Origin of the sequence: Pseudoalteromonas sp. MEBiC 03607 (genome assembly GCF_004792295.1) — a bacterium.
Classification (GTDB): domain Bacteria; phylum Pseudomonadota; class Gammaproteobacteria; order Enterobacterales; family Alteromonadaceae; genus Pseudoalteromonas; species Pseudoalteromonas lipolytica_C.
The window spans coordinates 584098-610482 of record NZ_SRRY01000002.1; the positions used below are offsets into that span (position 1 = coordinate 584098).

The window sequence follows — 26385 nt, forward strand, 5'->3', positions numbered from 1 at the left end:
TGTCTTTGCTTTGAATATTTTATTCTTTATTTTCTTGTTTTTTATCCGCTGATATTGCTGTGCTGCGGCTTTAAACTGTCATTCACTTAATCAGTTGTTTTGTTTTTTGTTAATAGGCACACTGATAATCCAAATGGGTTTTATGCAGTAAGGTTTTGTAATGAAAAATGAGATAAAGCAACACATCGGCAGTGTTGCACTGGTGGTAAATGATTACGATGAAGCCATAGCCTTCTACACCGAAAAATTACAATTTACATTGATTGAAGATACCGATTTAGGCGAGGGAAAACGGTGGGTTTTAGTCTCGCCACCGGGTTCTAACGGTACACACCTGCTACTTGCAAAAGCCAGTAATCAACAGCAAATGCACGCTGTTGGTAATCAAACCGGTGGTCGAGTATTTTTGTTTTTACACAGCAATGACTTTTGGCGTGATTACAACAGCATGAAAAGTAAAGGTATTGTATTTAATGAATCACCAAGAGAAGAGCCTTACGGCACTGTGGTGGTGTTTCAAGATTTATATGGCAACAAATGGGACTTGCTTGAGCTTAAACACCCTAAAGGTTAACAATGGCGCTAGGGGTTAAGTTCTCGGGCGCGCGAAACACGTTTCACGCTTACGTATAATCCGGCTCTATTCTAAATTTAAAATTTGACGGGCTAAAGCCCGACCTACAAGGTCGTCATTTATGGCGACAAGGGATGAGGTAGGTGCACACCTCGATCCTCGCAACTTTCCCCTTTCCCCTAATAACTCGCTAACTATGATCTGACTCCATAAAAGTAGACACCTTTTTGGAGTCAGTAATCATGAAAGTAAAACCATATCGTAAACATTCGCTCGAATTTAAAATAAAAGTCGTTCAAGAGTCGTTAGACACCACAGATACAGTTAAGATGGTCGCTAATAAGTACGGTATTCATCCTGACATGCTATCAAGTTGGAGAAGTCACATGACCTCGAAAAAGAAAACGGCAAAGCCACTAAAGAACCAAGGCCCTGACAAATCATACACAGATTTAGAACGCCAAATTCGCAAGCTTGAGAAGCAACTCGAAGATGCTCAGTTGGAGAATGACGTTTTAAAAAAGGCGAAGGTCTACTTCGACAGCCTAAAAGAATAAGGTTCGAATATATCCACAAGGTCACAGACGCCAAACGCACAGTGAAGAAGTTGTGCAGCTGGTTATCTGTGTCGCCGGCTGGATACTATAAATGGTTAAAGCAATTACCTAGCACACGCCAGAAAGAAAACAGTTCGTTACTGAAATTTCTAAAGTATGTCAGCGACCAAGAGCACTGTATTCCTGGTTATAGGAAGCTCTGGGAGGCAGCGGTAGCACATGGTTTTGATTGCAGTAAAGGGCGTGTGCAGAGACTATTACAAAGCGTTGGCTATCGTTCAAAGTCAGGTAAAAGACGCTATACAAGCCGCTCGAAGAAAGAAGGTACAATCAAAGCGAGTAATTTATTACGGCGCCAGTTTAATGTTGATGCAGTAAATACCGTGTGGGTATCAGATATCACACAAGTACGCTGTAAAGATGGTTGGCAGTATTTATGCGTCATCCTTGACTTGTACTCTCGTAAGGTTGTTGGCTGGGTAACAAGCAGTATAAACAACGCCGAGTTAGTTATTAAAACACTGAGAAAAGCATGGTCAGCACGTAAACCTGATGGTTCGAACTTGCTCTTTCATTCAGACCAAGGAGCTCAGTATGTCGCAAAGGAAACAGTGAAGTGGTTAACTAATAGAGGTGTCACAGTGAGTATGTCTAGAAAAGGCAACTGCTGGGATAACGCATGCTCAGAAAGCTTCTTCGCGCAGTATAAAAAGGAGTGGATAAAGAATTTAAATGAACTGAGTCGTAGTGAAATGACAACACAAACGTATTTTTATATTGAAAAATACTACAACTCAGTAAGAAGGCATGGCACCCTAGGGTATAAAAGTCCCATGCAGTACGAACAAGTTAATTAAACCTTGTGTCTACTTTATCGGAGTCAGATCACTACTCCTAGAACCTAGAACCTAGAACCTAGAACCTAACCCCTAGCCCCTAAAACCTCCCCCCTCACAATCTCTGCGCCTTTACTTAGCGCACTGAGCTTGGCGCTTGCTATGTTGCGAGGGAGGGGAGCCATACCGCAGTTTGTGCATGGGTAAAGCTTGTCGGCATCAACATATTTAAGCGCTTCACGTAATGTGTGTGCTACCTCGTCAGGGGTTTCAACTTCATTGCTTGCTACATCGATGGCGCCAACCATCACTTTTTTGCCGCGTATCAGTGCTAATAGCTCAATGGGTACGCGAGAGTTGTGGCACTCCAGCGAAATAATATCGATATTCGACTTTTGAAGTTTTGGGAATACTTCTTCGTATTGGCGCCATTCATTGCCCAGTGTTTGTTTCCAGTCAGTGTTGGCTTTGATCCCATAGCCGTAGCAAATGTGTACGGCGGTTTCGCACTTTAAGCCTTCGATTGCTCTTTCTAGGCACTTAATGCCCCAGTCATTTACATCATCGAAGAACACATTAAACGCAGGCTCATCAAATTGAATAATATCAACACCCGCGGCTTCGAGCTCTTTTGCCTCTTGATTGAGGATTTTGGCAAATTCCCACGCCAATTGTTCACGGCTTTGATAGTGCGCGTCGTACAAGGTGTCGATCATGGTCATAGGCCCTGGCAGCGCCCATTTTATAGGTTGCTTGGTCTGTGAACGTAAAAACTTCGCGTCTTCAACAAACACTGGTTTGCTGCGTGATACCGGGCCAATAACACTCGGAACACTTGCTTCGTAGCGATTACGAATGGTTACGGTTTTACGGTTCTCAAAATCAACGCCATTTAAGTGTTCGATAAAGGTGGTCACAAAGTGCTGGCGGGTTTGCTCGCCATCGCCCACGATATCAACGCCAGCTTGTTGTTGCTCTTGTAAGGCAACGCGTAGTGCGTCTTGTTTGCCGTCGGTAAGCTCTGCACCTTGTAATTTCCACGGTGACCATAAGGTTTCAGGTTCAGCAAGCCAAGCAGGTTTTGGTAAACTGCCTGCTGTAGATGTCGGTAATAACTTTTTCATTTTTACTCTCATTAAATAGTGCAGTTAGCAGACCACTTCTCAAGTACTGATTGATAAGGCTTAATAAAGTGTTGTTCAGTAAATTTACCTTGTGCAACAGCCAGTTGGCTGCGCTCTTCACGGTCGTAAACGATTTGCGTGATAGAGTGATCGTTGTTTCTTAAATTTGGTTGATAGCAACTACCCGCCACGGCATTAGCGTTATAAATTTCTGGACGGTAGATTTTCTGAAATGTTTCCATGGTGCTGATGGTGCTGATCAATTCTAGGTTGGTGTAATCATTCAGCAGGTCACCAAAGAAATAAAACGCCAGCGGAGCAACCGTGTTTGGTGGCATAAAATAGCGCACCTGTAAGCCCATTTTTTTAAAGTATTGCTCGGTCAATGAGGACTCATTCGGTTGATACTCAACACCTAAAATCGGGTGTTGGTTTTCAGTGCGATGATAGGTTTTATTATCAGAAACGCTTAAACAAATAACAGGTGGTTTTTTAAAGTGTTGTTTATAGGTTTCTGAATTTATGAAGCTTTTAAAAAGTTTGCCATGAAGATCACCAAAGTTATCTGGAATAGTAAACTCTGTTTTGTTTTTATTATGGTCAAGCAATAGCACGCTAAAGTCGTAATCACGTACATACGATGAAAAGTTATTACCAACAATTCCTTCGATACGTTCATTAGTTTGGTGATCAATGATATTGGTTTTTAATACCTCAATAGATGGGAAAGCTTCAGCGCTCCCCGCAATTTCTAAATCAACCGAAATGATTTCAAGTTCTACTGAATAGCGGTTGCTTTGCGGGTTATCCCAATTTGCTAGTGCATTAAAGCGGCTATCAATCATTTTTAATGCATTACGCAAATTTTGTTGACGGCTTGCGCCTCGTGCCAAGTTAGCAAAGTTAGTTGTAATACGCGTGCTGTTAGATGGGTGATAGTTTTCGTCTAGCTTTAAACTTTTAACTGTATATTTAAAATCGTTGTTCATAGCAATGTGTCCATATTTCCTGAGATAAATGATTGCTGCTCACCTTCCTTAAATCGCTAGGTCATTAACTTTGAGGTGGCTTGGGTATCAATTTATACGTGCTCAGTATCATGAAGAAAAACGTTTTTATTTCAGGTAAAACATGAGGCAGATTCATAAATATTTACTGTTTTAGTAAAACTTTTAGGAACGGATAGTGAAAAAATGCTTTTAAGTCATTTTGGACGTCTAGATTTCTAAATTAATTTTTTAGAGTTGCAGTAATTTCATATAAAACGTGAGTAATATTCACTACTTAACAGGACTTTTGAGAGCAACCCCGTACTTTATTGTTGTTATACTCGGTTCCCTAAATCAACAACACAGACAAATACAATGAACGAATTAATCGTGCTTATTATTGCTTGCGCCGTACTTGGCAGCGGGGTTGGCTTTTTAGCTGGGCTATTAGGAATTGGTGGCGGTTTGGTGATTGTGCCCATATTAAGCATGATCTTGCTGCACTTTCAGGTGTTACCTGCTGAGCAAGTTGTGCTGGTGGCGATTGCTACATCGCTTGCCTCAATTCTGTTTACTTCAACCTCATCAGCTATTGCCCACCACAAAAATGGCAATGTGCCTTGGCAATTGGCTCCGTGGGTGATGACAGGGGTTGCATTAGGCGCACTTATCAGTGGCTTTTTGGCTTCACTATTACCAGAACATGTAGTGCGAATTGTATTTGCTGTGAGTGTATTGCTTATTGCACTAAAAATGATTTTAGGCAGTAAAAATGATAGCCAAACAACACGCTCGCTACCTAATAAAGGCCTTTTAACATTTTATACAAGCATCACGGGGGGGCTCTCTGCCATGATAGGCATTGGCGGTGGTGCGGTACTTGTGCCGTTACTGACGTTTTTCTCGGTCGATATGAAAAAAGCTATTGGCTGTGCTTCGGCGTGCGGTATTGTCATTGCGCTATTTGGCTCAGTGGGTTACATCAGTTCTGGCAGTCAGTACTTTACATTAAAAGAAGGCTTTGCTGGTTTTGTTTATTTGCCTGCCTTGTTTGGTATTGTTTGTACTTCGTGGTTTACCGCGCCATTAGGTGCAAAAGCAACGCATCATTTGCCTGTGTCTACCATCAAAAAAATCTTTGCGGGGCTTTTGGTTATTATGGCTGTGAATATGCTTATAAAGTAGTGTTAACGATTAAATCTACTTTGCGATTTATTTAAAGTTAGCAGTGCTCTTTAAACCAACACTCAAAGAACTCTATAAACGCTTTCACTTGCCGAGGTTGAAATTGCCTGCTTGGATATATCACCTGTAGGCCGACACTTTTTTTATCGCTGTGGCTAAATCCTCGAACATACTCATCCAGCACCAAAGTAAGGTCGCCTGTTTTGAGATCATTTTTGATATCAATGTATGATTTTAAGGCTATGCCATGGCCTTGATTTGCCCAGCGTCTAATCACCTCACCGTCTGAGCATGAAAGGTGGGGAGCTACTTTGATAGAAAAGTGCGTGTTATCTATCTCAAAATGCCAGTCATTTAGTGGTTGCCCGAGTCGCTCAAGTACAAGGCAACGATGATTTTTTAAATCTTCGGGATGCCTTGGCAAGCCAAACGATTCTATATAGCTAGGTGAGGCGCAAAGAACTCGGCGGTTATTATATAGCGGGCGGCTAATTAAGTTACTATCAGGCAAATTGCCGAATCTAAATGCCAGATCAATCCCCTCCTCAACAATATTGGTAACCCCATCTGTCAGTACTAAGTGCGGTTTAACATCTGGGTGGCTATTGATGAATTCTGCTAATGCGGGTGCAACAAACTGGCGGCCAAAGTCTGATGTTGCAGAGAGTTTTAGCTGGCCTCTTAGGCTTTGTTGCGACTCTTGAAGTATGTTTTCAGTGTTTTCGACTTCTGCTAATACTCTTAAACAGCCACTATAAAAACGTTCGCCTGCATCTGTTAAGGCAATACTGCGCGTATTACGCGTTAATAATCGCGTATCGTAACTTTGTTCAATTTTATTAATTCGTGCTGTCATGCTTGCAGGCGAAAGCCCCAATTTTCTTCCCGCAGCGGCTAAACCTCCCGCTTTTACAACGTGAACAAAAAGCGCCATATCATCAATTTTTGACATTATTCTTCAGTTTTAATGAATACTGATTTAACTTTAAGGTTAATTATCAATTTAGTCAAAATAGTTAAACTCATTTCATCACTTGAAGGAGATAGAAATGCAGTTTAACCACGCTCTGCTTTTAGCAACAAACATCCAGCACATGGCTCATTTTTTAGAGTCTTCGTTAGGCCTTAAAAAGGGGCCAAGGCCAGCATTTGGTTTTGATGGTGTTTGGTTATATGACGACTTGGATACGCCATGCATTCATATAGCAGCTAAGTTTGGGATAAATGAATCGCAGTCTGATTACTTAACCCAAGCTTCGGTATCAACAAATGTAAAGGGCTTATCAACAGTTGACCACCTTGCTTTTTTTGCAACTGATTATCCAGAAGTTAAAGCACGCCTAGAAGCAACTTCAATACCATTCGTTGAGCGGGAAGTGCCGGCAGCGAATGAGCATCAAGTGTTTATTCAAGGGCCTGATGGCTTAAAAATAGAAATTTTATTTACACGCAGTGAGCTTATTTAAAAGGTACACATATGAAAAGTAGAGTATTTAATAAAGGCCAAATTGGTCATCATAAAACCGCAAATAAAATAGTGATGGCTCCTATGACCCGTTCACGTACGGCTCAACCTGGCGATATTCCGACAAGTTTAATGGCAGAATATTATGCGCAGCGAGCCAGTGCAGGTTTTATTGTATCAGAGGCAACGCAAATTTCAGCACAAGGAAAGGGCTACTCATTTACTCCCGGGATTTACACTGAAGAGCAAATCAACGGATGGCGCAAAGTAACGCAGGCTGTTCATCAGCAAAATGGACTCATTTTTTCTCAGCTGTGGCATGTTGGCAGAATGTCGCATAGCGTCTTTCATCCAGACGGCTTGCCGGTTGCGCCAAGTGCTATTGCTCCAAATGCGCAAGTGTGGGTGGTTGATGAAAATGGCGAAGGGAATATGCTCGATTGCCCTACACCACGAGAATTATCGACCAGTGAAATTAAGAGCATTGTTCAAGACTATAAACAAGCTGCTTTGAATGCGATTGCAGCAGGGTTTGATGGTGTTGAGGTACATGCAGGCAATGGCTATTTAATAGATCAATTTCTAAGGCAAACATCAAACAAACGTACCGATGAATACGGCGGTAATATTGAAAATAGAGCAAAGTTCGCGCTGCAAATCATTACCGGCATTAGCCAAGCTATCGGCCCTGAAAGAACGGCTATTCGATTAGCACCTTTTATTACACAAAGAGGCATGGATGATCCGCAAGCAATCGATGCCATTTTATATTTAGCTAAAAAGTTTGATGAACTCGGCATTGCTTATCTGCATTTAGCAGAAGCTGATTGGGATGATGCTCCCATCGTAACAGATGAGTTTAGAGTTAAATTACGTGAAAGCTTTGGTGGCAAAATAGTGGTTGCAGGAAATTACACATTAACAAAGGCCGATAAACTAATTGCTGAAGGCTTAGTTGACTATGTTGCGTTTGGCAGAAAGTTTATTGCAAACCCAGATTTACCTTATCGCTTAGAGCACAATTTACCTCTAAATGAAATATCAGATCCTACTACTTTATTTGGTGGTGATGAGCGCGGTTACACAGACTACACAGCATACCAAGGGAATAAATGATGAAATTTTTAAAGCCAATTTTAATTGCTTCTGGGGTTGTTTTTAGTTGCTTAGGTGTAGTGCAAGCGAAGGGAGCAACACCTGCATTTTGGCCTGATGATGCTCAACTTGTGATCTCTATTTCGATGCAGTTTGAGGCAACAGCGCAAGACCCATCAGATCCTGGCCCGTTTCCACCGCAAGAGCTGGGTTATCCTGACACTATTTCGCCTTCTTGGTACCAGTATGGCATGAATGAAGGCATACCTAGACTACTAGACTTATGGGATAAGCATCAAATTAAAGTAACTTCTCATATGGTTGGCCGAGCTGTTGAATTAAATCCTGAATTAGCAAAAGAAGTCGTTCGGCGCGGGCATGAAGCATCAGGGCACGGACAAACATGGACCCCTCAATACTCTATGAGTGAAGAGCAAGAGCGACAGTCATACATAAAAAGTGCAAATATCATTGAAAAAGTAACAGGGCAACGGCCTGTGGGGTTTAACGCTTTTTGGATGAGGCACTCAAAAAACACACTCAAAATCCTTAAAGAATTAGGTTTTATTTATCATATAGACGATTTATCTCGTGATGAGCCATCGCTAACCCCCGTTGGAAGTGACGACATTGTTGTTGTTCCATACACTTATAGAAACAACGATATAGTTCGCTACACTGGCAGCACAGCCATAACTGGTAAAGCGTATTTACAAGAGCTTAAGGACGAGTTTGATGTGCTCTACGAAGAGGGCAAACAACGCAGAAGAATGATGTCTATCAGTGCTCACGATAGATTAGCGGGCACTCCAGCCAGAGTGAAAGCGTTGGATGACTTTATAACCTATGCAAAGCAGCACAAGAGGGTTAAGTTTATGCGTAAAGATGACATAGCAAAATGGATTTTACGCCAAGACAATGTGCCAAAAAACTCACCCCGAACTTTTGAAAAGGATTCGTTATGAAATACACGGTAACTTTTATTGCATTCCTTTTATCTGGCTGTGCCTCTCAGCAGCAAATGGGTGAGTTTGAGGATGTAGTGACCGCAGAACATCACTGCCCAGGGGAAATAGATCGAAGCTATAACACCACGATTTATAGCTCAGACGAACCAGAAAAAATTGGCAAAACTGAAGTCACTACGCGTTGCACTCCAGTTAAAACAGAAACTGAATTTGAAAGAGACTTAAGGGAGCATCAGTAACTTCTTAAAAGTCCTCAAAATAAGTTTGCTAAGGCTGCAACTATTAAAGCAGCCTTTTAAAAAATCACCCAAGCCTAAGTAAGTAAATAGCCAGATAAACCATCATTACCTCTCTTATAACTCTCACTAAGAGTCAGCATTAAACTAATAAATAACTTGCGTACTTTATATAACAAAAATATTATATAACCAAATTATTATGGAGTGAGTCGTGAAAGTTCTCTTTTTATGTACAGAAAATTCAGCCCGATCAATTATGGCTGAAGCGTTGCTTAAACATCATGGTAAAGGTGAGTTTGAGGTGTTTAGTGCGGGTACCGAACCTTATGCGGTAGACCCTCGTACGCTTGCGGCGATTGAACATTTTGGCTTAAAAACCGATGACTTACACTCAAAGCACTTAAACGATGTCAGTAATCTGCATTTTGATTACGTCATTACTCTATGTGATGACGCTGTAAAAGAATGCGCTAATCGCGTCGATGGCAGCCATTGCCTTGCATGGGACTTTATTGATCCTAAAACGCGTCCTGAACCTCACGCCTTTGAAAAAACCTTGCAAGAGCTCAATGAGCGAATTAAACAGTTTGTGCAATCCCAAAACAAAGAAAAACCATCATCGATTTCGCCAACCACATTTTATAAAGCGCTTGCCGATGATATTCGTTTAAAAAGCTTATTGCTTATCGCCGTTGAGCAAGAGGTTTGCGTATGCGAACTAATGACGGCACTTAATGAGCAGAGCCAACCAAAGGTTTCAAGGCATTTAGCACAGCTTAAAAAACAAGGCATTTTGTCGGATAGAAAACACCAGCAGTGGGTGTTTTACTCTTTAAACCCGACTCTACCTATGTGGATGAAACAAGCAATTACCTCGACCGTGGTAAACGAACCAAATTTCATAGAAAACGAGTTAGCAAGGCTAAATGCGATGGGGGATGATCGCCCAACTCGTGTGGCGCGCTGTTGCAATTAAACAAAACGGTTTGCTGTTAACTGTCGGCAAACCCGGTAAAACAAGTTAGACAATTTTAAAAAGTAGGAGCTTAACAATGGCAATTAAAGTAGGCATTAATGGTTTTGGCCGCATGGGGCGTTTATCGCTAAGAGCAGCGTTTGCATGGGACGACGTTGAGTTTGTGCAAATTAATGACCCTGCGGGTGATGCAGCTACATTAGCTCACTTACTAAAGTATGATTCGGTACACGGTATTTGGCCTCATGAGGTTGAAAGTAACGACAACAGTGTGATCATCGATGGTCACGTAATTAACGTCACGCAAAATAAAGCAATTGCAGACACCGATTGGTCTGGCTGCGATATCGTTATTGAAGCCTCTGGCGTGATGAAAGAAAAGTCACTACTTCAGGCATATCTTGATCAAGGTGTGAAGAAAGTCGTTGTAACTGCGCCTGTAAAAGAAGACGGTGTGCTGAATATTGTAATGGGTGTAAACGATGATTTATACGATGTAAAGCAGCATGATATCGTTACAGCAGCATCGTGCACTACCAACTGTTTAGCGCCTGTGGTTAAAGTTCTGCAAGAAAAAATTGGTATCAAACATGGGTCAATGACGACCATTCACGATATTACTAACACGCAAACTATCTTAGATGCGCCGCATAAAGATTTACGTCGTGCTCGCGCATGCGGCATGAGCTTAATTCCAACTACAACAGGCTCTGCAACAGCAATTACACATATTTTCCCTGAACTTAAAGGCAAATTAAACGGCCACGCGGTTCGTGTTCCTTTAGCAAATGCATCAATCACTGACTGTGTGTTTGAAGTTACAAAGCCAACCACCGCTGAGCAAATTAACCAATGGATGCAAGAAGCCGCAGAGGGCGAGCTAAAAGGCATTTTAGGCTATGAAGAAAAGCCACTTGTTTCTATCGATTACAAAACTGATCCACGCTCAAGCATTGTTGATGCGCTATCAACCATGGTTGTCAACGAGACTCAAGTTAAGCTGTATGTTTGGTACGATAACGAATGGGGTTATGCAAACCGCACCGCCGAACTTGCCCGTAAAGTTGCGCGATCACTACAAGGTTAAAAGCAATGACGCGTTTGGCTAATCTTCCCGCTGATATAAAGCAGTACTTAATTGTCACCGGGAATTACTGGGCATTTACGCTTACAGATGGCGCATTGAGAATGTTGGTGGTACTGCATTTTCATGCGCTTGGCTACTCGCCTTTGAGTATTGCCATGCTGTTTTTGTTTTATGAGATTTTTGGTGTTGTCACTAACTTAGTGGGCGGCTATTTAGGCGCAAGGCTTGGTTTAAACAAAACCATGAATATTGGCCTTGCCATACAGGTTGCAGCCTTGTTCATGTTGGCAGCCCCCCCTGAATGGCTGAGTGTTGCCTATGTGATGTTAGCGCAGGCTCTGTCGGGCATTGCAAAAGATCTCAATAAAATGAGTGCTAAAAGCTCAATTAAAATGCTGGTTGCCAGTGGTCAAGAAGGCACCTTGTTTAAATGGGTGGCGATACTTACGGGCTCTAAAAACGCATTAAAAGGTGTGGGCTTCTTTTTAGGTGGCTTACTACTGACATTAATGTCGTTTAAAGGCGCAATGCTTGCTATGGCTGCTACTTTGCTGGTGGTGTGGTGTTTTAGTATTTATGCACTTAAAAATGATTTAGGCAAAGCCAAAAACAAACCCAAGTTTAACGAGATATTTTCAAAAAGCAGTTCAATCAATATCTTGTCAGCAGCAAGATTGTTCTTGTTTGGTGCGCGTGATGTTTGGTTTGTAGTTGCACTACCGGTGTTTTTATCACAAGCCTTTGATTGGGATCATTGGACCGTGGGGGCTTTTATAGCTGCGTGGATCATTGGTTATGGGATAGTGCAATCTTTTGCACCTAAAATCATTAAGCTTAATAAGCAAACATCACCAAGTGCAGAAACAGTTAAGTGGGCATCCTTGCTTGCTTTAGTCACCTTGGTCATTGCCCTTGCTATTGGTTTTGACTGGGCTGTAAAACCAATGCTGATAGGCGGGTTGATGTTATTTGGCGTGTTATTCGCAATTAACTCATCTTTGCACAGCTACTTAATTGTTAGCATGGCTGACGCCGATGGCGTATCACTCGATGTCGGGTTTTACTATATGGCTAATGCTATGGGACGCTTAATTGGCACTGTGCTGTCGGGCTTAGTGTTTCAGGTGTATGGCTTAGCAGCGTGTTTGGCTATATCGCTGTTTTTTATTGTTGTTACCGCCGTTATATCGACTAAATTACCAAAACAATTTTAGTTAAATTTCAACACGCCCTATAAAGGTAAGCATGCTTTATTGCTTACCTTTATTCATGCATAGCATCAGAAATAACAAAATCAGTCACCTTCAGGCTTGAAAAGCACTTCGAGCATTGGCTGTGGGTTGTTTAAAAACGACGAAAAACAGTACAAACAAGCGGTGTTTGATGCTTATTGCGAGACGCTTCGCCACGATCTAACTATCAGTATTGATGATAATATTCTTTGGTTTTTAAGACCGTTTTCTAAGCAAGCTAAAGATATTACTCCCAGTACGTTTGCTGGCGAAGTTTGCCCACTTTGCAAAGGAAACCTTAGTGCAACCACATGGATTGCTGGCTGGCAGTTGAGCTGCGAACATTGTGAAGTAACGGGGATTGTTGTTGAAAAGTTTGGCTATTAAAAAAGTTAGCTTATTGAAATTGCTGTGTAATTATTCACAGCAATAACAATCTTGATTATGCTATCAGGCTTTTTTAACAAACTTAGCAGTTACCATCATTTCTCCTACGCCATCAACTTTACAGTCTAGTTCGTGGTCTTTTTTATCTAACACGCGGCGGATCACGGCTTTGGTACCAATTTTAATTACTTGTGAGCTGCCTTTAATTTTTAAATCTTTCGCAACAGTCACTTTGTCGCCATCGACCAATAAGGTGCCGTTAGCATCTCTTACATCGATCACATCATCGTTATTAACAGCATTTGGATCCCACTCATGAGCGCACTCTGGGCATACTAAGTTGTTTTGATCTTCATATACGTATTCAGAATTACATTTTGGACAAGGAGGAAAAGACATAAAAACACCTTGGTTAATTTTAAAAGCGTATTTTAATGGCTAAGAGCAAACTAAGCGAGCATAAGGCTTATATTTTATGGCTCAGACGTTTCAAGTGTTTTGGTAATAGAGAATATTCCTCTTAAATCACCAAGCCGATAGCCTGTGGCTAAATCATGGGGGTAATGCTCACTAAGCACTTGCTTTACTTCTGGAGCAATCGTTTGACCATGACAATTGAGGCAAACTGGCGCGACTTTTATCGCTTTAGCAAAGCGGAATTGGCCATCTTTATTGGTCGAGAAAGTCACATTATCAATGCTTTCTGAGTTTCTGATCATATCAACTAGCTGGGCGATTTTCTCAGCTTCCCAGTCATCCGGTTTATTGTTCGGATTTCGGTTTTTAGTGCTTTTACGTGCCACAGTCCAACCATCAGTTGATAAGCTATCGCTAATGGCAGGGGCTTGCATTTTGCACACGTTAATACCTTCAACTAAACCGCCTTGTTTTATAGCGGCTCCTAGTGCTGATTTGAGCGTAGTGGCAAATTCAGTTGCTCGCTCAGCTGCTTGGGTTTCTAGGGTAGCAGAATTCGTTTCAGCATAAAGGTTAGGTGAAAGCAATAGAGTGCAAAGCGCTATCGTAGTTAAAGTGTGCATTGTAAGGCCTTATATTAGATATATCTAATATAGTAGTTCGCATTTACTCTACATGCCAATCTAAGCTGCAAAAAAACAGGATTCACGCTAATAGCATGCTGGAGTGTTGCTGTTAAATTGGTTATGGTGAGAAAAATATTCAGAGAACAAAATATGAAAAAATTAGTTTATATCGCTTTATTGTTATTTTCTGCTTTTACATTTGCAAGCTCAGGTCCTTATAGTGGAGATATCAGCGTTGCCGACTTACTTAAAGACTATCCTGCTTTTAGTGAAGAATATAATGATTACTCACCCAGTGAAGTAGAGCTAAGTACTATAAGAGCACTGCAAGGTAAGCAAGTGCTAGTGTTTTTAGGCACTTGGTGCCATGACTCTAAACGTGAAGTCCCTCGTTTTTTAAAACTTATTGATACAGCGAATGTGCAATTAGGATCCCTTAAATTAGTGGCTGTAGGCTACGATAAGCTTGATCCTGCCGGTTTAGCAAAGCAGCACGATTTAATGTATACGCCAACCATTATCGTTAGCGATGGCGAAAAAGAGCTCGCGCGCATGATAGAAAAACCAAAGCAAAGTATTGCTACTGATTTAACTTTGCAAAACTAGATCTCAAGCTAGCAGTACCAGATCGCCTGATGCAATATAGCCAAAGTGATTGTTGCCATTTACAATCACTTTGAAGCAATAACAATGAGAACCCATGATGTATACCGCCGTTATTAAAGCCATTGATACAGCCAATGCAGTAGACCCAAACCGAGTTCTAGTCGATGAACAAGAATTTGCAAAAGAAGGTTTATATGCCATGCGTATGACCGATATGCTCAATCGTTTTAAGCCTCAAGCCGATGAGCTAATGCATATTGCTGCCCGAGGGCAACATATTGAGCGCTGGCGCTCTCCGCGCAGTGATTTTCCTATGGGTAAGCAAGGTTATTATCAATGGCGCACTGCTTTATATGATTTTCATGCTGAGCGTGTAACAGCTCTCATGAAAGCGGCTGGTTATTCAACGGCTGATTGTGAGCGTGTTTATGCAGCCGTTGCTAAAAAAAATATAAAACGAAATCCTGATAGCCAATTGATTGAAGATATCGCCAGCCTCGTGTTTATTGAGCATTACATGCTTGACTTTGCAAGTAGCAAGCCTGATTACGATGAGCAAAAATGGCTGGGTATTATTCGTAAAACATGGCAAAAAATGTCAGATGAAGCACATGAATTTGTATTAGCTGGACACATCAGCTTACCTGAGCCACTTAAGCCGTTAATAACAAAAGCGCTAAATTAATTATAAAAACAAGGATGTAATATGTTTTGCCCACGTACTAAAACAGCCCTTGAAGCAGTGAGTATTGGCGATGTTAAAGTATATTTATCAAAATCTGGTGGCGTATTTTTTGATAACCGACAAATATTTCACTTTAGCGATCCAAGTTTAAAACCCGCGCAAGTGCTGGTGGCTCATTTACAAACCTTGCCAACAGAATGTGTTGATATAGCAACGCGAATTAATTGCCCGAAGTGCCCTGACGTGGTGATGATGCGGCGTTTTTTTAGTCCACTAAAAGTGGTTGAAATAGACGAGTGCCCAAACTGTGCAGCTATTTGGCTCGATCATGGTGAGCTTGAAAAGATTCATGAAAATCATTTAACGCCAAAAGAGCGTGAAATGCTGCGTATTGATATGGCCAACAATCATGGTTTTATTCAAGTTAAAATCCCAAAAAGGCGTTACTCTGTTCATGCTAAAAAGCCAGATTCTAAAGCAACGTCATCATTAGAAAAACTAGCAGAACTTGCGTATTTATCGATTTTGAATGACTGAAAATAAGAAGCCTGTACCAATTAAGATACAGGCTTTATTAGCTATTAAGTGTTAAAGCTTAACTAGCATTTTTCCTTTATTTTTACCTTCGAACAGGCCAAGAAATGCATCAACGGCATTTTCGATGCCATGGTAAACTGTTTCTTCAGATTTAATTTTACCTTCGCTGATCCACGCGCCCATTTGCTCAATAAACTCAGGGAACTGATCAAAATAATCAATCACGATAAAGCCTTGCATGGTGAGCTTTTTCGAGTTGATATAAAACAGGTTGCTTGGCCCTGGCTGTGCTGTGTCGTTATTGTAACCTGAGATCATGCCACAAACAGGAATACGGCCGTAATCGTTCATTACATTGAGTGCTGCTTCAAGGTGATCGCCACCTACGTTTTCAAAGTACACATCAATACCTTGTGGTGCCGCTTGTTCAAGAGCTTCTGTTAGGTTTGCTACCGTTTTGTAATTAATTACTGCATCAACACCCAACGCTTTAACCATTTGTGCTTTTTCGTCAGAGCCAACCGATGCAATCACTTTACAGCCTTTTAGCTTAGCAATTTGGCAAACAACGCTACCTACAGCGCCTGATGCAGCTGAAACAAACACCGTGTCGGTTTCTTTTAGGCTAATTACCTTTGTTAAACCTGCCCATGCGGTTAACCCTGTCATGCCCATGGTGCTTAAAAATAGTTGGTCAGGCAGTGGCACATTAGGAAGTAGGGTTAAATCGCTGCCATCGCTAATGTGCATGGTACGCCAGCCACTAATATGACTTACTTTGCTTCCTACCGGAAAGTCGTTATTGCGTGATTCAACTACTTCGCCGATAGCACCGGCTTCCATCACTTCGTTTAAGTTAAATGGCGCAATATATGATTTACGATCAATCATGCGTGGGCGCATGTAAGGGTCGACAGACATCCAAGTATTTTTAATTAACACTTCGCCGTCGTTCAAATCTGGAAGTGATACGTCTACCTGCGCAAAATTAGCCTGTGTAGGCATGCCCGTTGGGCGTGAAACTAAGTGAATTTGTTGACTTGTAACCATATAAACCTCGAATACTTGAGCTAGCTAGGCTAGTGAGCGAATAATTATAGTTCGCACAAATTGTTTGCGCGCAAACTATTTGTGGCCAATTTAATGAAGTTTACGGTAAAAGGCAATAGATCGTCAGAAAATAATTTGCGCGCAAACTAAATTAAGGCAATAATACGGCTGTATTTCAGTTTAGGGTAATAGCATGAGCAACAACTTATCAGACAATGTGTGTTTCACTTTATACAGTGCAACAAATGCGTTGATCAGAGCGTTTCGACCAATCCTTGAAGCTTATGACTTGACCTATCCGCAATATATTGTGATGCACTCACTTTGGTATAAAAATCAGGTGAGTTTAAAAGCGCTTTCTCATGATACGCACTTAGATTCAGGCACCTTAACACCGATAGTTAAACGCTTAGAAACGAAAGGTTTATTGACGCGTCAGGTATCGAATGAAGATGAGCGCAAAAAAGTAATCTCATTAACAGAGCAGGGCATGCAGCTTAAAACTGATGCCGAAGCATTAACGGCTAAGTTAATGGCGCGCTCAAACATGAGTTTGGAGCGAATCGAGTTATTACGCGAGTTAACCCTTGAGCTACACACTGACCTTACTAAAACGGATCTTACAAAAGACTGACCTTACCAAAGGCTAATCTTCTACTAAACATACCAAGGTGCCCTCAATAGCACGAACATACGCATAATGCTGGGCGTCTTTTTTAGTTGGCGGACACAATGGCTCAGCGCCAGCAAGCACTGCTTTATCGTAACTTTCTACTAAATTATGGCAGCTGAACCTTAGCTCAAAACCAAGTGCAGGTTGCTTAGGGTGGGCACGAATATACCCTTGCTTAAAATACGATTGCGCATGCGGATGGGTTGCAAAAGCAAGCTTAACAGGCCCTGTAACAAGTTCACCGTAATCGGCATCATCACTGATATGATTGGTATTAAAACCAAATGCTTGATAGTAAAAGTCGAGTACTTCTTCTACGTTATCGACGTAAATAACCTGACTTAAAAAGTCCATTTATGTTGCTCTATTTATTGTTCGTTTATTAAATAAAGCATAGTTTTAGTAATAAAAAAACCTTGTAAGTCATACTCACAAGGTTTTTTTTAATACTTTACACTTAGTTTAGCAATTGGCTACGACTTGTTGCGATTTTCTTTCGCAAACGCACGGATTTTACGTTTTTGCGATAAGGTCACTTTGTTAGTACGACCAGCGTAAGGGTTGTCGCCTTCTCTAAATTCAATTTTGATTGGCGTACCCATGATATTTAATGCTTTGCGATAATAGTTCATTAAGTAGCGTTTATAGCTATCAGGTAAGTCATGAACTTGGTTACCGTGGATCACGATACGTGGTGGGTTATAGCCACCTGCGTGAGCATATTTAAGTTTAACACGACGACCGCGAACAAGTGGCGGTTGGTGATCGGCTTGTGCCATATCCATGATACGACGCAGCATAGCTGTGCTAATACGTTTAGTTGCTGACTCGTAGGCTTCGTCTACTGACTCAAATAGGTGACCCACACCTGTGCCGTGTAAGGCAGAGATAAAATGCAAACGTGCAAAATCGATAAAGCCCAAGCGGCGGTCAAGCTCTGACTTAATACGCTCTTTAACGTAATCATCAAGGCCGTCCCACTTATTTACAGCAACAACTAAAGAACGCCCTGCATTTAAAGCAAAGCCTAGTAGGCTTAAGTCTTGATCAGAAATACCTTCGCGCGCATCAACCACTAGTAACACGACGTTGGCATCTTCGATTGCTTGTAATGTTTTAATAACTGAGAACTTCTCAACAACATCACTTACTTTTTTACGCTTACGAACACCTGCGGTATCGATAAGGATGTATTCTTTATCGTTACGTGTCATCGGAATATAGATAGAGTCACGGGTGGTACCCGGCATATCGTAAACGATTACACGTTCTTCACCTAAGATACGGTTTGTAAGTGTTGACTTACCAACATTAGGGCGACCGATAATAGCAAGCTTTATAGGCTTGTCGGCAAAGGCTTGCTCGCTGTTTTCGCCTTCTTCATCTTCGCTGTAAAGATCAATTAGTTCGTCATCACTTTCTTCAAGCTCTTCACTTTCGCTTGCAAGTTCAGCAATAACAGGCTGTAAAGTCGTATCAAGGAGTTGCGTGATACCACGGCCGTGAGCCGCTGCAATATGATGCACTTCACCTAGGCTTAATTGATAGAATTCAGCACAATATGAGTCTGCATCAATACCGTCTACTTTATTTGCTACAACAAAACATTTCTTTTGTTGTTTGCGTAGATGGTTAGCAATCGCTTGGTCGGCAGCAGTCATACCTGCGCGAGCATCAACTAAAAATAACACGATATCGGCTTCTTCAATCGCTAATAGCGACTGCTCAGCCATTTCGGTTTCAATACCTTGCTCAGAGCCGTCAATACCACCCGTGTCTACCACGATAAATTCATAGCCATCGTAGTCAGCTTGGCCATATTTTCTATCTCGTGTTAAGCCTGGAAAGTCGGCTACGAGGGCGTCACGAGTACGTGTTAAACGGTTAAATAATGTGGATTTGCCCACATTGGGTCGCCCAACAAGAGCGATCACGGGAAGCATAAACTACCTCTTAAAAAAACAACAAAAGGCTTCGCCAAGCGAAGCCTTAGAAAAATAACGTTTACTATTAGTAAGTTAGTTTGGGATTTTAACCGCGCTAACTTCACCATCTCGGGTGTATAAAATTAATTTGTCACCGGCAACAACAGGCTCTATAAAGAAGCCTGAGCTGTCAAAGTCTTCGCGCGATACAAGCTCACCCGTTTCTTTGTCTAACCAGTGCAGGTTACCTTCTTGGTCACCCAGTGCTAAATACTTACCAGCCACAGTTGGGCCTGTTAAGTACCAGCCGCGTAGTGCCGGTTGGCTCCAACGCTCAATACCTGATGTCTTATCTAGACCGTAAACAACGCCATCGCTATCAACTACATAGATAGACTGGCTATCCATAGATAAATCACGGTAGCTGCTATATTCACGTTTCCAAACAACATTACCAGAACGAATATCAACAGCGGCTAAATTACCATTATAGGCAATTGCGTAAGCATATGGGCCACTGATCAGTGCTTGAGTATCCACATCAACTAAACGCTCAAATTCAGATGCCCCTTTTGGTGTGGCAATTTCAGCACTCCATGCAGAGTAACCGTTTTCTGAAATTAGTACGCTTAGCTTGCCTGTTTCAAGGCCAAGTAATACACCACCATTTGCGACGGTTGGTGAGCTTTGGCCACGCAATGTTAGCGGTGGTACTTCTTGTTCAAAGCGCCAGCGCTCTTCACCTGTATCTGGGTGCACAGCTAATAATTTGCCAGAAGCTAAGTTTACAAAAATTAGGCCATCGCCTGCAGCTGGTTTAGCAAGTACTTCGCCAGGCATTGTTTTGCGCCAAACAATTTCACCGGTTTCGCGATCAAGGGCTGTTAAATAGCCGTGTTCAGAGCCAATATAAATCTTGCCGTAAGCTTGTAAAATACCACCCGATAATTTGGCACTTTCAGTGGTTTCCCAAGGCCAAAAAGATGCATTTTCACGTACGTCTGTTTGCCATAGCGTGTTGCCATTTTCAAGCGATAGCGCTTCAACTAGGCCTTCACGGTTTGCAACATACACCACATCATCGTGCACCGCAGGTGTTAAACGTGAAAAATAGTGTTGAACACCATCACCTATTGATTCTTGCCACACTACGTCCGTTTCAAATTGATTAACAATTTGCGGTAATACAAGTTCTTCTTCGTCATCACTTGACGAACACCCAGTTAGGGTTGCGATACACAGAGCAAGTGTTGCCGCTGTTAACTTTTTCATCTTAACCCCTTACGCCGCTGGGCTAGTTTGTGCTAAGTCATCAAGTTTAATTTGTAATAACGGATTGTTATCAAGGCCACCATTGTCGGCAGCAGCTTGGTATTGACTGCGCGCCTCTGCTTTATCGCCTTGTGCAGCATAAACGTCGCCTTTTAATTCAGCAACTGCAGCGGTGAATGATGCTGGTAGCTGTGCATTCAAGGTTGTTAATGCTTGCTCAAATTGTTTTTGTGCAAGGTGAACACGTGCAAGACGCATTGTTGCCGTTGCTTTTAGCTCTTTATTTTGTTCATTAGTGATGATCCAGTTTAGCTTTTCGCTTGCTGTATCAAGGTCACCTTTCTCTACTGCTTCTTTAGCAGCAACAAAAGCAGCTAATGTGCTATAACTTGATTCGCTATTGTTTTTAATGAAGTTATCCGCATTCTCTAGCACGGCACCACTTTCAACAAGTTGATTGAATGAATCAGATGCATTTTCTGCATTGGTGATTTGGCTTTGGTTATACGCTTTCCACCCGTATAGTCCACCTAAACCAGCTACGATACCAATACCTAGTGCTAAACCGTTTTCACGGAAAAAGCGTTTTATTGCTTCTGCTTGTTGTTCTTCAGTTGAATAAATTTCCATGCTTACCTCTGTTGCTAGCTGGGCTTAAATAAGCTCAGCTAGTAGCGTTTTCGCTTCTTCTAGTTTTAAGGTGACTTGTTCTTTACGCTCACGTAAGTACTTAATTGTCACAACGCCTTGTTCTAATTCATCTTCACCGATAATAACGGCCACGAGTGCATCGCTTTTATCTGCGCGTTTTAACTGTTTTTTAAAGTTGCCGCCGCCAGCGTGAACCATAACACGAAGGCCAGCAACGTCATTGCGTAATTGAGCTGCAATAATTGGCGCTTGAATGCTTGCTTTGTCGCCCATGGCTGCCAAATATACATCAGCACTACGGCGGATGTCACCAACACATTCCAAGGCTTGAAGTAATAACACCAAACGCTCAAGACCCATAGCAAAACCAACTGCAGGGGTTGCTTTACCACCGAGTTGTTCTACAAGTCCATCATAACGGCCACCGGCACAAACAGTGCCTTGTGCGCCTAAACTATCGGTTACCCATTCAAACACAGTGCGGTTGTAGTAGTCTAAACCACGCACTAGTTTTTCATTAACCGTGTATTCGACGCCAGCAGCGTCTAAACGTTCACATAAATTTGCAAAATGTTCTTTTGATTCAGCGTCTAAGTGCTCTGATAATTTAGGTGCATCAGTCAAAATTGCTTGTACATCAGGGTTTTTACTATCTAAAATGCGTAACGGGTTAGTGTGCATACGACGTTTTGAGTCTTCGTCTAGTACATCTACATGCTGTTCTAAATAGGCAACAAGCGCATCACGGTAGTCAGCACGCGCTTCATTTGAGCCCAGTGAGTTAAGCTCAAGACGAACGTGTTCGCTAATACCAAACTCTTTCCATAATTGGGCTGTCAGCAAAATAACTTCTGCATCGATATCAGCAGTGGCGATGCCGAATGTCTCTAAGCCAAATTGGTGGAATTGACGGTAGCGGCCTTTTTGTGGGCGCTCGTGGCGGAACATCGGACCCATGTACCATAAGCGTTGTTCTTGGTTATACAGTAAACCGTTTTCATTACCTGCACGCACACATACTGCCGTACCTTCAGGGCGAAGTGTTAGGTTATCGCCATTACGGTCAGCAAAGGTATACATTTCTTTTTCTACGATATCAGTCACTTCACCGATAGAGCGCTTGAAAAGGTCGGTTGATTCAACAATTGGAAAACGAATTTCTTGATAACCAAACGATGAAACTGTTTCACGTAAAATGTCTTCTACTTTCTGCCAAATTTGCGTATCGCCTGGCAGACAATCGTTCATACCACGAACTGCCTGAATTTGTTTTGCCACTGATAAATCCTAAATACTGTACTTGCGCTGAAAAATCGCGCATCAAGAAAAACTAAAAAATTGACCCGCTATTATACCGTTTGGGCGATAAAGGTAAACGGCAAACCTGAGGGTTTGCCGAGTATATGCGAATTATTCAACGATTTTGATGTCGATTGGCGTTTCTTTCTCTTTTTTGGCGATAAAGTCACGCACATAACCTTCTAGCTGATCAACAATGTTATCGTTATCAATACGTGCTTTTTGACGCTCACCGTTAATGTATAAACCAGAACGGCGGTTAGCTCCTGCAAGACCTATGTCGCTAACGAGTGCTTCGCCTGGACCATTTACCACACAACCAATAACAGACACTGACATAGGCTCAACCACGTCTTCTAGTCGCTCTTCAAGCTGATTCATGGTGCTTACCACATCAAATTCTTGGCGTGAGCAACTCGGGCAGGCAATAAAGTTAATACCGCGTGAGCGAATGCGTAATGATTTTAAAATATCAAAACCCACTTTGATCTCTTGTACCGGATCGGCAGCAAGTGAAACGCGTAGTGTGTCACCAATGCCTTCGGCAAGCAGCATACCTAAGCCAACAGCTGATTTAACAGAGCCCGAACGCATACCACCTGCTTCGGTAATACCTAAATGCAAAGGCTGGTCGATTTCTTTAGCTAGTAGACGATATGCTCCCACCGCTAAAAATACATCAGAAGCTTTTACGGATACTTTAAATTGATCAAAGTCTAAACGCTGTAAGATTTCAACATGGCGCATTGCTGACTCAAGCAAGGCTTCTGGTGTTGGCTCACCGTATTTTTCTTGTAAGTCACGCTCTAATGAACCGCCGTTGACACCAATTCGAATAGGTATATTGTGCTCACGTGCTGAGTCTACAACGGCACGAATACGTTCTTCGCTACCTATGTTACCAGGGTTAATACGCAAACAATCCGCGCCATACTGAGCCACTTTTAATGCAATACGGTAATCAAAATGAATATCCGTTACCAACGGGATAGTGACTTGCTCTTTAATGCTTTTAAATGCTTCAGCCGCTTCCATGGTCGGCACAGATACGCGCACAATATCGGCACCCGCATCTTGAATAGCTTGAATTTGCGCAACCGTGGCATCGATATCTAAGGTGTTGGTGTTGGTCATCGACTGAACGGCAATTGGTGCACCATCACCAATTGGTACATTACCTACGTTAATACGGGTCGATTTTCTGCGTTTAATAGGAGATTCTGAAAACATTGCGATTACTCTGATAACGGTAAAGTAAATTTGGCTAAGCGATTTTTGGCAAAATGTGAGGTGTCGACGGCTTCACCTTGAAAAGTAATATCAACCACTTGGTGTTTGCCAAGTACAACATTAAACGGCTGAGGGCCTGTTACGGTCATCACGTAACCGGCTTTTTTAACTCCAAATGCGATACGATCGCCATTACCATCGTGAATTTCTACCCAGCTGTCTTCATTGAAGTGCATTACCACAGTGCTGTGCTCTGGGTCTAAATTACTCTGCTCTTCAATAGGCTTTTTAGCTTCAACGACGTTGGCATCATTGGTAGCAGGTTGTGCATTTTCACTCTCTGGTGGCACTGAACTTGTTGCTGGTTGCGCGTTAAGTTGCTCAGTTTCATTGTTCAACTGTTCTGCTGCAGGTGTAAGTTCACTGGTTTCGAGCTGATTTGGCATTACGGTCGCGGTTTGTTCTTCAAGTGCTGGTGAGCTATTTTGCCACCACCAAAAAACCGATGAGCCAATGATCACTGCTAAGATAAAGTAACTAAACAGCATCAAGCGGTTATCATTTGCTTCTTTTTCTGTACGACGCGAAAAGCTCTGCATCTTTGACTTTTTAGCTGGCTCAACTTGCTCAGGTAAAAGAGCAAGAATTGCCTGAGTATCAATTTTAAGCTCACGGCAATAGCTTTTAATGTAGCCTCTTACAAACGTAATAGGGCCGAGTAGTTCGTGCTCATCGTTCTCAAGGCGTTGCAGCTGTAAAACGGATAGTTTTAATGCACTGGCAAGTTGCTCAAGGCTCATTCCTGCTTCTTCGCGGCGCTTTTTTAGCGCTTGGCCGAGCGTTTCTTGCGGTTGTTCTAGGTTATTTTCTTCATTCATAATGAGTATGAGTCAGGGTCCACTAATAAGAGTCTATGCCCAGGTTCAAGGGCAACATCTGGGCTCAATTTATTCCAGCGCATTAATTGATCAATTAACACGCCATGCTGGGTGGCTATGCTGTACAACGTATCACCTTCAGTGATCGTGTGATAAATGTTCGGATCATTTAAATACACTTTGGTGCCGTTTTCGACCCGATCCGATTCTTTGAAGCCATTCCACTGCAAAATCTGCTGTAGTTTAACATTGTATCGCACCGAAATGCTAAATAGGTTTTCGCCATTTTGAATAATATGGTAGGGAATATTCAGCGCAGGTACACTTGGGTTTAGCATGGGGAGTTGTACTTGCTCTGCACTCACATTATAGCTAGGTTGGCTTGATGTAGATGAAAACCCAGAGTCGGTACTAAATACGCTTTCATCCTTTTGTGCTTCGTAAAATACCACACTGCCTGAACTGTCCGCTTCGACTTGATTTGATGAAAACGAGGGCTCTGGCTTATAAGCAGATTGTGGTTCACCAAACGAGACAATCGTTACGTCATCATTTTTAGTATTTGGTAAGCTGACTGAGGCAGTGGTCTGTGGGGTAACGTCAACAGATAGCGCGCTTATTACGGCTGACGTATCGACAGCTTGGTTACTATTTTTTGGTGTTGAAGTAACTGTTTTAAAGCCCGTACTTTCAGTTTCAATCTTTGCAGCTGTCTGCTGGCTTTTATTTTCATCAATTGTTGATGGTTCAATACCGTACGCTTGTTGATCATTACTTGATGTTGTTGCTAGCGCTTGCGCAGCTGGTTTTGAGTTAGATTCAGCAGACAGAGCCGTGCTTTGACCTGCTCGTGCCTTTGTTTGCGGTACTTTTTTCTTTACGATACGAATTTTTGGCTGCTCTTTACTCACAGCTAAGTTATCACTTGAAATTTGTAGCTCTTCTAACTGAGCTTGACGATATTTTTCGCGTAAAATTTCAAATTCTGAGCGTTTATTTTGGCCTGATGAAATTATTTTTGCTTCGCTCGAACCTGGATAAGTTTGTAAAATGATCCCGGCTGTTTTTTCAGCTTTCTCGATGTGGCCCATTCGCTGTTGAATTAAATAACTGAGCATTAATGCTCTTGGGGTAACACGGCCTGTTGATTCGTACTTTTCTAAAACGCTTTCTGCTTTGTGTAAATCACTTTTAGCGTAATGAATTCCAGCGAGAGTGATCAGCGATGAAGCGCGTTGTGAACTGTGATTTAAAGCAGATTTTAAGTATTTTTCTGCATTATCAAAGTCATCAAACTCAATTGCGCACAAAGCTAAATTTTCATAACTTTCTGCAACTCGAATATAGCTAGGAATTGCGATAGCTTTTAGAAATTCTTCAGCGGCACGGTCGTATTCGCCAATACCACACAAAAATACACCATAGTTATTTAAGGTGTTTGGATCATTTGGAGCAATTTTTAATGCGCGTTGATAGGCTTTATCGGCGAGTTCTGGTTCATCAACCTGTTGATAATAATAGGCAAGAGAGTAATGAACTTCGGGAATATCAGGTGCAAAATCGGCAGCACGTTCTAAGTTGTACTTAGCTTGAGAATTATTGCCTGTTTTTAAGTATTGTAAAGCAAGGGCTATACGGGTGCGCGCCGCACCACTGTTGTTTATTTCTTTTTCAACAACGGGTCTGTTACTGCCGTCGTAGCTATTTTCTGTGACACATCCTGCTAATGCCAATGTACTAACTGTTAGGGCAAGTATAGATCGCATTACCTAATCTCTTCTTTGATTCCGTATGCCTATCTTACCGAAAAGCCTTTGTGTTG

At 41.9% G+C, this 26385-nt stretch carries 29 protein-coding genes; 15 read left to right on the forward strand and 14 right to left on the reverse strand.

Going from position 1 to position 26385, the window contains the following annotated elements; translation table 11 throughout:
* Positions 1-160 precede the first annotated feature (160 nt).
* Both E5N72_RS19525 and E5N72_RS19530 read left to right on the forward strand, forming a co-directional pair.
* Positions 161-574 (forward strand): VOC family protein, encoded by a 414-nt coding sequence (locus E5N72_RS19525; RefSeq protein ID WP_135926764.1) that lies wholly within the window; start codon positions 161-163, stop codon positions 572-574.
* Between the two features lie 242 nt (positions 575-816).
* A protein-coding gene (locus tag E5N72_RS19530; RefSeq protein WP_135924186.1) for an IS3 family transposase occupies positions 817-1988 on the forward strand; the annotation gives its coding sequence in 2 pieces (ribosomal slippage) (positions 817-1090 and positions 1090-1988; 1173 coding nt in all).
* A gap of 65 nt (positions 1989-2053) precedes the next feature.
* On the opposite strand, the gene E5N72_RS19535 is transcribed toward E5N72_RS19530, so the two are convergent.
* Together E5N72_RS19535 and E5N72_RS19540 are read right to left on the reverse strand one after the other, a co-directional pair.
* Complete coding sequence (locus tag E5N72_RS19535) at positions 2054-3091, reverse strand: methionine synthase (protein WP_135926765.1); 1038 nt, start codon at positions 3089-3091, stop codon at positions 2054-2056.
* A gap of 11 nt (positions 3092-3102) precedes the next feature.
* Positions 3103-4080: a DUF1852 domain-containing protein gene (locus E5N72_RS19540; protein ID WP_135926766.1), complete on the reverse strand. Its 978-nt coding sequence runs from the start codon at positions 4078-4080 to the stop codon at positions 3103-3105.
* A 375-nt stretch (positions 4081-4455) separates the two neighbouring features.
* Between E5N72_RS19540 and E5N72_RS19545 the strand changes: the two genes are divergently transcribed.
* On the forward strand, positions 4456-5265 hold the full coding sequence (locus tag E5N72_RS19545) for a sulfite exporter TauE/SafE family protein (RefSeq protein ID WP_135926767.1): 810 nt from the start codon (positions 4456-4458) through the stop codon (positions 5263-5265).
* 37 nt (positions 5266-5302) lie between these two features.
* On the opposite strand, the gene E5N72_RS19550 is transcribed toward E5N72_RS19545, so the two are convergent.
* Complete coding sequence (locus E5N72_RS19550) at positions 5303-6217, reverse strand: LysR family transcriptional regulator (RefSeq protein WP_205994333.1); 915 nt, start codon at positions 6215-6217, stop codon at positions 5303-5305.
* 97 nt (positions 6218-6314) lie between these two features.
* Between E5N72_RS19550 and E5N72_RS19555 the strand changes: the two genes are divergently transcribed.
* The 8 genes from E5N72_RS19555 to E5N72_RS19590 all read left to right on the forward strand — a co-directional run bounded on the left by E5N72_RS19555 (position 6315) and on the right by E5N72_RS19590 (position 12714).
* On the forward strand, positions 6315-6731 hold the full coding sequence (locus E5N72_RS19555; protein ID WP_135926769.1) for a lactoylglutathione lyase: 417 nt from the start codon (positions 6315-6317) through the stop codon (positions 6729-6731).
* 11 nt (positions 6732-6742) lie between these two features.
* Positions 6743-7846, forward strand: a complete 1104-nt coding sequence (locus tag E5N72_RS19560; RefSeq protein WP_135926770.1) for an alkene reductase — start codon at positions 6743-6745, stop codon at positions 7844-7846.
* Positions 7843-8790 carry a polysaccharide deacetylase family protein gene (locus E5N72_RS19565; RefSeq protein WP_135926771.1) on the forward strand — a complete coding sequence of 316 codons (948 nt, stop codon included), beginning with the start codon at positions 7843-7845 and terminating at the stop codon, positions 8788-8790. Before E5N72_RS19560 ends, E5N72_RS19565 begins: the two co-directional genes overlap by 4 nt.
* Positions 8787-9032 (forward strand): hypothetical protein, encoded by a 246-nt coding sequence (locus E5N72_RS19570; RefSeq protein WP_135926772.1) that lies wholly within the window; start codon positions 8787-8789, stop codon positions 9030-9032. Before E5N72_RS19565 ends, E5N72_RS19570 begins: the two co-directional genes overlap by 4 nt.
* 211 nt (positions 9033-9243) lie before the next feature.
* Complete coding sequence (locus E5N72_RS19575; protein ID WP_135926773.1) at positions 9244-10008, forward strand: metalloregulator ArsR/SmtB family transcription factor; 765 nt, start codon at positions 9244-9246, stop codon at positions 10006-10008.
* Positions 10009-10084: 76 nt separating this feature from the next.
* Positions 10085-11095, forward strand: coding sequence for an ArsJ-associated glyceraldehyde-3-phosphate dehydrogenase (locus E5N72_RS19580; RefSeq protein WP_135926774.1), 1011 nt, complete (start codon positions 10085-10087; stop codon positions 11093-11095).
* Between the two features lie 5 nt (positions 11096-11100).
* Positions 11101-12309, forward strand: coding sequence for an organoarsenical effux MFS transporter ArsJ (arsJ, locus tag E5N72_RS19585; RefSeq protein ID WP_135926775.1), 1209 nt, complete (start codon positions 11101-11103; stop codon positions 12307-12309).
* Positions 12310-12435: 126 nt separating this feature from the next.
* Positions 12436-12714 (forward strand): hypothetical protein, encoded by a 279-nt coding sequence (locus E5N72_RS19590; RefSeq protein ID WP_135926776.1) that lies wholly within the window; start codon positions 12436-12438, stop codon positions 12712-12714.
* 63 nt (positions 12715-12777) lie between these two features.
* Here the strand turns inward: E5N72_RS19590 and E5N72_RS19595 are convergent, their stop codons facing one another.
* Positions 12778-13113 carry a zinc ribbon domain-containing protein YjdM gene (locus E5N72_RS19595; RefSeq protein ID WP_135926777.1) on the reverse strand — a complete coding sequence of 112 codons (336 nt, stop codon included), beginning with the start codon at positions 13111-13113 and terminating at the stop codon, positions 12778-12780.
* A gap of 74 nt (positions 13114-13187) precedes the next feature.
* Entirely contained in the window at positions 13188-13754 is a 567-nt protein-coding gene (locus E5N72_RS19600) for a DUF3365 domain-containing protein (protein WP_135926778.1), read from the reverse strand.
* Between the two features lie 153 nt (positions 13755-13907).
* Here E5N72_RS19600 and E5N72_RS19605 point away from each other — a divergent pair, with 153 nt between their 5' ends.
* The 3 genes from E5N72_RS19605 (at position 13908) to E5N72_RS19615 (ending at position 15585) form a co-directional block, all read left to right on the forward strand.
* Positions 13908-14363, forward strand: coding sequence for a thioredoxin (locus tag E5N72_RS19605; RefSeq protein WP_135926779.1), 456 nt, complete (start codon positions 13908-13910; stop codon positions 14361-14363).
* A gap of 97 nt (positions 14364-14460) precedes the next feature.
* Entirely contained in the window at positions 14461-15048 is a 588-nt protein-coding gene (locus E5N72_RS19610; protein ID WP_135926959.1) for a DUF4202 domain-containing protein, read from the forward strand.
* A 21-nt stretch (positions 15049-15069) separates the two neighbouring features.
* Positions 15070-15585, forward strand: a complete 516-nt coding sequence (locus E5N72_RS19615) for a zf-TFIIB domain-containing protein (RefSeq protein WP_135926780.1) — start codon at positions 15070-15072, stop codon at positions 15583-15585.
* A 51-nt stretch (positions 15586-15636) separates the two neighbouring features.
* Here the strand turns inward: E5N72_RS19615 and E5N72_RS19620 are convergent, their stop codons facing one another.
* Entirely contained in the window at positions 15637-16635 is a 999-nt protein-coding gene (locus E5N72_RS19620) for an NADP-dependent oxidoreductase (RefSeq protein ID WP_135926781.1), read from the reverse strand.
* Positions 16636-16828: 193 nt separating this feature from the next.
* On the opposite strand from E5N72_RS19620, the gene E5N72_RS19625 reads away from it, so the two are divergent.
* Complete coding sequence (locus E5N72_RS19625) at positions 16829-17269, forward strand: MarR family transcriptional regulator (protein WP_135926782.1); 441 nt, start codon at positions 16829-16831, stop codon at positions 17267-17269.
* 12 nt (positions 17270-17281) lie between these two features.
* Here E5N72_RS19625 and E5N72_RS19630 read toward each other — a convergent pair whose 3' ends face one another.
* The 8 genes from E5N72_RS19630 to pilW form a co-directional block, all read right to left on the reverse strand.
* Positions 17282-17662 carry a VOC family protein gene (locus tag E5N72_RS19630; protein WP_135926783.1) on the reverse strand — a complete coding sequence of 127 codons (381 nt, stop codon included), beginning with the start codon at positions 17660-17662 and terminating at the stop codon, positions 17282-17284.
* Between the two features lie 119 nt (positions 17663-17781).
* Entirely contained in the window at positions 17782-19251 is a 1470-nt protein-coding gene (gene der / locus E5N72_RS19635; RefSeq protein WP_135926784.1) for a ribosome biogenesis GTPase Der, read from the reverse strand.
* Positions 19252-19326: 75 nt separating this feature from the next.
* Positions 19327-20505: an outer membrane protein assembly factor BamB gene (gene bamB / locus E5N72_RS19640; protein ID WP_135926785.1), complete on the reverse strand. Its 1179-nt coding sequence runs from the start codon at positions 20503-20505 to the stop codon at positions 19327-19329.
* A 9-nt stretch (positions 20506-20514) separates the two neighbouring features.
* Positions 20515-21135 (reverse strand): tetratricopeptide repeat protein, encoded by a 621-nt coding sequence (locus E5N72_RS19645; protein WP_135926786.1) that lies wholly within the window; start codon positions 21133-21135, stop codon positions 20515-20517.
* 24 nt (positions 21136-21159) lie between these two features.
* Entirely contained in the window at positions 21160-22434 is a 1275-nt protein-coding gene (gene hisS / locus E5N72_RS19650; protein WP_135926787.1) for a histidine--tRNA ligase, read from the reverse strand.
* Between the two features lie 132 nt (positions 22435-22566).
* Positions 22567-23685 (reverse strand): flavodoxin-dependent (E)-4-hydroxy-3-methylbut-2-enyl-diphosphate synthase, encoded by a 1119-nt coding sequence (gene ispG / locus E5N72_RS19655; protein ID WP_054553525.1) that lies wholly within the window; start codon positions 23683-23685, stop codon positions 22567-22569.
* A gap of 5 nt (positions 23686-23690) precedes the next feature.
* The gene (locus tag E5N72_RS19660) at positions 23691-24563 is read right to left on the reverse strand and encodes a RodZ domain-containing protein (RefSeq protein ID WP_135926788.1); all 873 of its coding nucleotides are present in this window, start codon (positions 24561-24563) and stop codon (positions 23691-23693) included.
* A complete protein-coding gene (gene pilW, locus E5N72_RS19665; protein WP_135926789.1) occupies positions 24560-26329 on the reverse strand; it encodes a type IV pilus biogenesis/stability protein PilW in 1770 nt (589 codons plus the stop codon). Before pilW ends, E5N72_RS19660 begins: the two co-directional genes overlap by 4 nt.
* Positions 26330-26385 lie beyond the last annotated feature (56 nt).